The 6,196-nt window shown below is 27.4% G+C and carries 8 protein-coding genes and 1 pseudogene; 1 reads left to right on the top strand and 8 read right to left on the bottom strand.

Translation table 11 applies throughout. The features are described from left to right. Positions 1-90: 90 nt before the first annotated feature. Positions 91-666 (bottom strand): P52 family lipoprotein, encoded by a 576-nt coding sequence (locus QIA21_RS05465; protein ID WP_418905601.1) that lies wholly within the window; start codon positions 664-666, stop codon positions 91-93. 224 nt (positions 667-890) lie between these two features. Between QIA21_RS05465 and QIA21_RS05460 the strand changes: the two genes are divergently transcribed. Further along, positions 891-1,388 (top strand): P13 family porin, encoded by a 498-nt coding sequence (locus QIA21_RS05460; RefSeq protein WP_418905600.1) that lies wholly within the window; start codon positions 891-893, stop codon positions 1,386-1,388. A gap of 122 nt (positions 1,389-1,510) precedes the next feature. Here QIA21_RS05460 and QIA21_RS05455 read toward each other — a convergent pair whose 3' ends face one another. From QIA21_RS05455 to QIA21_RS05425, 7 genes and pseudogenes are all read right to left on the bottom strand, one after another. Beyond that, positions 1,511-2,053 (bottom strand): P52 family lipoprotein, encoded by a 543-nt coding sequence (locus tag QIA21_RS05455; RefSeq protein ID WP_418905599.1) that lies wholly within the window; start codon positions 2,051-2,053, stop codon positions 1,511-1,513. Between the two features lie 61 nt (positions 2,054-2,114). Next, positions 2,115-2,252 (bottom strand): hypothetical protein, encoded by a 138-nt coding sequence (locus tag QIA21_RS05450; RefSeq protein WP_418905598.1) that lies wholly within the window; start codon positions 2,250-2,252, stop codon positions 2,115-2,117. Positions 2,253-2,312: 60 nt separating this feature from the next. Next, a pseudogene (locus QIA21_RS05445) lies at positions 2,313-3,260 on the bottom strand (RNA-guided endonuclease InsQ/TnpB family protein); the annotation flags it as partial. Positions 3,261-3,391: 131 nt separating this feature from the next. Beyond that, positions 3,392-3,949 (bottom strand): chromosome replication/partitioning protein, encoded by a 558-nt coding sequence (locus tag QIA21_RS05440; RefSeq protein ID WP_418905597.1) that lies wholly within the window; start codon positions 3,947-3,949, stop codon positions 3,392-3,394. A 74-nt stretch (positions 3,950-4,023) separates the two neighbouring features. After that, complete coding sequence (locus QIA21_RS05435; protein WP_418905596.1) at positions 4,024-4,785, bottom strand: ParA family protein; 762 nt, start codon at positions 4,783-4,785, stop codon at positions 4,024-4,026. Then, a complete protein-coding gene (locus tag QIA21_RS05430; protein ID WP_418905595.1) occupies positions 4,761-5,336 on the bottom strand; it encodes a DUF226 domain-containing protein in 576 nt (191 codons plus the stop codon). Before QIA21_RS05430 ends, QIA21_RS05435 begins: the two co-directional genes overlap by 25 nt. 18 nt (positions 5,337-5,354) lie before the next feature. Continuing rightward, on the bottom strand, positions 5,355-6,047 hold the full coding sequence (locus QIA21_RS05425; RefSeq protein ID WP_418905594.1) for a plasmid maintenance protein: 693 nt from the start codon (positions 6,045-6,047) through the stop codon (positions 5,355-5,357). Between the last annotated feature and the right edge of the window lie 149 nt (positions 6,048-6,196).

Raw genomic sequence — 6,196 nt, 5'->3', positions numbered from 1 at the left:
ATATTATATTTTTTTAGTATAAAAGCTAACCTTAAAAGATTCAAATATCTTTAACCTAAAAACTGACTCCATTACATTAATAACCAAAAATCATTTTAAACCTACTGTCCTATTACTTTCTTCACTTTTTAAATAGTATTTAACTTTTAAATATTGTTCATCAATAGTAGACCTAGGTATAAAAAATTCCCTCCCGCCATACCAATATTCATACCCGTCTTCACCAGAATACTTAATATCTGGAGAATATAACTCCCTTATGCATGAATATAGCCAAAAAACTCCACGTTCAAATCTATCATTCCGCTCATTTTTTACCCTACCAAACAACTTAATCAATTCTTTAGATCGATCAGAACCTAAATCTAAAAAGAATTTATTAAAATACTCCTCATTATAGTCAGTCAATGGAGGGATTTCTCGAGTACCATTTTTCAAACTACTTAAAGTGTGTAGAGTCTCTTTTATATCAATCAACAAACGATGCTCAGCCTCATATAATTTTAAATTAGCAAATATGCCTTCAGTAACAATCTCATCAGAATCCATATCACTACTTTGTTGTGAATTCTCAAAAAAAGTTTGAAAAGCTTGTTCCTGCTTATCAGGCAAATAACAACCCAATAAAGCTAATGTTATTATGCAAACACCAACCAAAATCCTCATATATACTCCTTCTCCACCTTGCTGCTAAAACAATCTACAAATATATAAACTTATACCAATTTTATCTTTTCTCAAGAATTGTTAAAATCGACTTAGAACATTCAAGCAACTCAAATGGTATTTTAGAAAAAAAATCCATCTCCCACACATAACCACACATAAAAAGACAAAATTGAGCTAATAATTAAATTATCAAAACTTAATTATTAGGAGGTAATATTAATATGAAAAAAATCTTCATTTTAATATTAATTTTTAGTTTAACAATACAAATCTTTGCGTCAGAAGATACAGTTGGAAAAGGTGTTGGGGATATTGCAACTACTTTGAAATATGAAAGCGAAAAAGCCACCGTGCTTGCGCCATTCCTTTTGAATTTCTTTTTTAGTTTAGGAATAGGGTCCTTTGTACAAGGAGATTATATTGGTGGTAGCGCATTGATTGGAACTCAAGCATTGGGCGGAATATTTCTATTAAGTGGGTATATTATTACTGGTACAGCAACCGGACAGGGGCAAGCAATAGCTGGAGCAGCAATTGTGGGAATAGGGTACCTCACAATTGCTGTATCCCACATAACCGGACTTATTATTCCATTTACATTTGCAAATAAATACAACGCAGATCTTAGAAAAAAACTCAGCATTTCCCTTGCGGGTTTTGAACCCAATTTTGATATTGGAATAAACGGATTCCAGCTGTCGTTTAAAAAAAGTTATTAAATAGAAAAGAACATTCCATTAAAGTCTAAAGAAATTCTCTTATTAAGGAGAGTTTCTTTAGACCTCCATAATTGCAAATGCCCCAAACGGGCAACTTTCTCTTAAGCTATTATACAATCAGCCTACTGTTCTATTCTTTCCTTCACTTTGAAATATTGTTCGTCAATAGTAGGCCTAGGCATAACAACCTCATTCCCATTACCATAATATTCATATTCGCTTTCACCGGAATACTTAATATCTGGAAAATATAACTCCCTTATGCATGAATATAGCCAAGAAACTCCACGTTCAAATCTATCATTCCGCTCATTTTTTACCCTACCAAAAAACTTAATCAATTCTTTAGATCGATCAGAACCTAAATCTAAAAAGAATTTATTAAAATACTCCTCATTATAGTCGTTACCCACTGGAGGTGCAGCTCTATAATTAGGATCTTTTAAGCTAATTATGGTATTTTTTATATCAATCAACATATGATGCTCAGCCTCATATAATTTTAAATTAGCAAATATGCCTTCAGTAACAATCTCATCAGAATCCATATCACTACTTTGTTGTGAATTCTCAAAAAAAGTTTGAAAAGCTTGTTCCTGCTTATCAGGCAAATAACAACCCAATAAAACTAATGTTATTATGCAAACACCAACCAAAATCCTCATATATACTCCTTCTCCACCTTGCTGCTAAAACAATCTACAAATATATAAACTTATACCAATTTTATCTTTTCTCAAGAATTGTTAAAATCGACTTAGAACATTCAAGCAACTCAAATGGTATTTTAGAAAAAAAATCCATCTCCCACACGTGAACTACTATTTCTAAATCAAAGATTATAGAAATAGCTTCTTGTTTCATCCCATGATAGCTTTTTAGGTTCTAAAAGAACGATCATCCACTAGAGCATGGCCCACAAGCTTAACTTAAGGCAGGAACTGCCTTAGTTTTTATTTCTTTGTAATAATTTTTAAGATTTAGAGCCGCATTTATATCCCTATCATGCAAAGTATTGCAGCCACTACAAGTCCACCTAGTATCACTTAATTTTAGAGTTGTATTTTTAATACCGCAATTGTTGCATAGCTTACTTAATGGGAAATATCTATCTGCTTTATGCAAGTGGGATCCATACCACTCTGATTTATATGATAATTGTCTTACAAACTCATACCATCCTAAATCATTAACACTTTTGCCAAACATTCCTTTTTGCATACCTTTAATTGATAAGTTTTCTATTACTATATTTTTGTAATTAGCTACAAAATAATAAGATAATTTATGTAAAAAATCTTTTCTTTGATTTGAAATTTTCCTATGCAACTTGGCAACTCTTAATCTAGATTTAGCCCTATTTCTAGAACCCTTTTGTTTTTTTGATAGTTTTCTTTGATATTTCTTAAGCTTACTTTCATTTTTTAGTAAATATTTAGGATGATTGATTTTCTCACCCTCGCTACTTACTAAAAAGTGCCTCATGCTCATATCAATACCAACTACCTCTTTTTTATTGTCTTTAGTTTTTCATTATTTTTAACATCCAAGCACTCAACTGCTACTGAAATATAATATTTATCATCAGTATCTTTTTCTACTACTACATTTTTAACAACTTCATTGCTCTTAATATTTCTATGTAACGCCAATTTTACAAATCCTATTTTAGGTATCTTTATATAATCATTTTCTATTCTTATAGAGTTTTTTTGATTATTAGTTCTATAGGTTTGTCTATTTTTTACTTTTATATTTAGGAAATCCATTCGTTCTATTTCCTTTTTTAATTTCTCTAAAAAAATTACTATACGCAGAATTTAAGTCAATTTGGACATTGCAAAGAGCTAAACTATCAACTTCCTTTAAATAGGCTTTGTTGAGAACTTTAAATTTAAAAGCGATCAACAAAACCTATTACTAGGTTTTAAATTGACAATCAGGATTGTACTAAAATACAACCACTAATAATTGTACAAAAATTGCTTAAATTTTGCAAGTAATTACCTATGTGATTTGATTTGTTTTTTTAAATTTAAATCAGAATACTCTTTAAATATCTGATTTAAATAATCTTTATCGCTAGAAAAAATCTTGTCTAAGAGATACCCCGTAAATTTAGCATTACTTTTATAAAAATCATAACTATCTTTTCTTTTAAGCTGAAATCTTAATGGTTTTATTGAATTTTGTATTGACTTTTTATCGACGACCTCTTTTGATTTTATATTTCTATAAATTTCTATCATTCCCTTGTCTCTAATTTCTTTTATACTTAGATTTCCTTTTAAAACCTGTTCATATATTTTTAAATATAAATAGGCTTGGGTCCTGGCAATTAAAAATTCTTCAATAAAAGACTTGAAACTTACATGCCCGTCAATACGATAAAGTTTTTTGCTTTTTATGTTATACAATATTTCCATTATTTTAATTTTATTTTCAATATCATTAACCATACTCTTTTTTAAAGCATGCTTATAGTTTTCATACTCTTCTTCCTCAGAAATACCCATCAATCCTTCTTCTCTATCATTCAAAATGATTAAATCTTTAGACACGTCTAAAACCTCCTGTGAACTACTAAATGCTAAATACCGTTTGTTCGCAAGCGAACAAACGGCCAAAAATAAAATTAAATGGCTAATATATTATTCAAGGCTTCTAGACATTCTTGATAATAAGGTTCTTTAATATCAGGCTCTTGTAAATTGTTTGTAAAAACCTTCACTTTATTATAAAAATGAACTTTTCCTTTAATATATTTGCCATATTTATCCTTAATTGAATTTTCTATACTTTTAAAAGTATTTCTGTTTTTCATGAATTGATTTTCAATTATGGATATATCAATATCTTTATCTAGATACATTGAAACTTTCTCAATATATTTCATCAAGATAGACAAGCTTTCAACAGAAAATCTTTCAACTTGAATGGGAATAATAAGCTTATTTGTAATATTAAGAGCATTATCTAAAAGCGAATCTAAATTGGGTGGGGTGTCAATTATCACATAATTAAAATTATAATTGGGCAATACCCTTTCTAACCTGTGCTTTAAAAAAAGCTCTTTATAAGAAGTATTCTCTTTATTAAAAAGATGTAAACTAGGATGAGAAGGAATGAGATATACATTGTCATGTATTTTGGTCAAATATTTATCTAAATTAGAATTAGAGTCTTCTTTCAAAAAAGAATAAACATTATTTTTGCTTAAACTTTTTATATACTTAAAAAAATAACTGGTCAAACTATTTTGGGGATCAAAATCTACAAGTAAAACTTTTTTATCAAAGCTTTTTAAAATAAAGCTAAATATGATAGTTAAGACACTTTTGCCAACACCTCCTTTAATATTTGCAATACTAATTATTTCTGGTTTTTTGCTATCCATTTGGTTATAATGCCTCCGTTTGACAAATTTTTATTGTAGAATCTATACACCTTGTGCTCTAAATTAATTATTCTTTCTAGTAAGCTTTGCGCATATTTTTTTTTAAATTTTTCTTTTTTTGTTAAAGCATGAATTGCTTTTATATAACAAAAAACACTTCCTTTCTTAAATCTGAATTCTATGTAATGGATTTTATACATAGGTATAATTTTGACAGTTTTTGTAATAATGTCTTCATATCTGAAAAAAATTGGCCTTGTTAATCTTTTAAATCCATAAAACATTCCTAAAAATTCATCATTAATACTTTCTTCAATTCCAAACAAATGGAAACCGTTTTTTTTATTTTTATCAAATAAGCTTCTTAGTGTAATAAAAAATTTATTTTCTTTTCTTTGATTTAGACCAAATGTGAAAAAATCTCTAAATATTCTTGTATGATATAATGTTTTGTTGTTTATTTTTTCTTTTCTAATGAAGATATTGTTTTTCTCTGTTAACAATTCAATTTCCTTTTTTTTGGATTTTAAATTTTCTAATGCTTGATTCATATTTTAATCGCAAACCCCTTACCTATCATTATTTATTTGATTTTTGATTCTTTCTAACCATTCTTTTGTTTTTATTCTTTTGTATAAATAATTTTTTTTATTGAAATTTTCTTTCATTTTATCTAAAAAATTTATGTTTTTATATTTCAATAAGTTTTTTATTTTTAAACTCATGAAATTAGAATCTTCATTTTTTGTTTTGTGTAAGATTTTTTCTTTATTATTTATATATTGTTTATTATTTATAATATGACTGACATTTTTAGTTGCATTTTTCAGATTAGAGGTTTTAGCTCCTTTGTTTTTTAAGTATTTTTTTTGTGTTTCTTTTGTAAATTTATATATTGCGTTAGCATCATGTTCAATAGTATTTTGCTTATCTTGAAGCACACAATTTAAATTATTATTACTATATTTATTGACTGAATATCTTATATATGAACCATTTCCCTCACCCAGTCTTAATAATGTTTTTTTAATAATACGTTTACTACATAACCAAGTTAAATCTTTTCTAAGGGTTCTTAGTGTAACCACTTTTAGTCCATCTTGAGCTAGAAAATAATTTAATTTATTTAAAATAACTTTTTGATTGTATTTAATAGTATTTTTTTGAAAATACTTAAGTATTGACAATATTTTGTAATATCTGATTTGATATTTTTTTAATGGATTTAAATTGATTTGAATTTTAAGATTGGTTGTTTTCATTCTAGACTCCTAACTGTATTTATAATTATGTTCATAATACACAATTTCCATGAAAAAGTAAATATTCTAATATAAGAAAGAGACCACTAGCAAAAGCTAATGGTCTCTTTCAAGGTGTTGAAAGTTCAGTAATAAATTACTAACTTTCA

Origin of the sequence: Borreliella japonica (assembly GCF_030438115.2) — a bacterium.
Lineage (GTDB): Bacteria > Spirochaetota > Spirochaetia > Borreliales > Borreliaceae > Borreliella > Borreliella japonica.
Note: the sequence above shows the minus strand (reverse complement) of the source record. Positions and strands in the feature narration are given on the sequence as shown.

Bases quoted from the DNA above. Each gene is read 5' to 3' on its own strand.
- QIA21_RS05465 (WP_418905601.1), bottom strand. From the start codon at position 666: ATGAGGATTTTGGTTGGTGTTTGCATAATAACATTAGCTTTATTGGGT.
- QIA21_RS05460 (WP_418905600.1), top strand. From the start codon at position 891: ATGAAAAAAATCTTCATTTTAATATTAATTTTTAGTTTAACAATACAA.
- QIA21_RS05455 (WP_418905599.1), bottom strand. From the start codon at position 2,053: ATGAGGATTTTGGTTGGTGTTTGCATAATAACATTAGTTTTATTGGGT.
- QIA21_RS05450 (WP_418905598.1), bottom strand. From the start codon at position 2,252: ATGAAACAAGAAGCTATTTCTATAATCTTTGATTTAGAAATAGTAGTT.
- QIA21_RS05435 (WP_418905596.1), bottom strand. From the start codon at position 4,785: ATGGATAGCAAAAAACCAGAAATAATTAGTATTGCAAATATTAAAGGA.
- QIA21_RS05430 (WP_418905595.1), bottom strand. From the start codon at position 5,336: ATGAATCAAGCATTAGAAAATTTAAAATCCAAAAAAAAGGAAATTGAA.
- QIA21_RS05425 (WP_418905594.1), bottom strand. From the start codon at position 6,047: ATGAAAACAACCAATCTTAAAATTCAAATCAATTTAAATCCATTAAAA.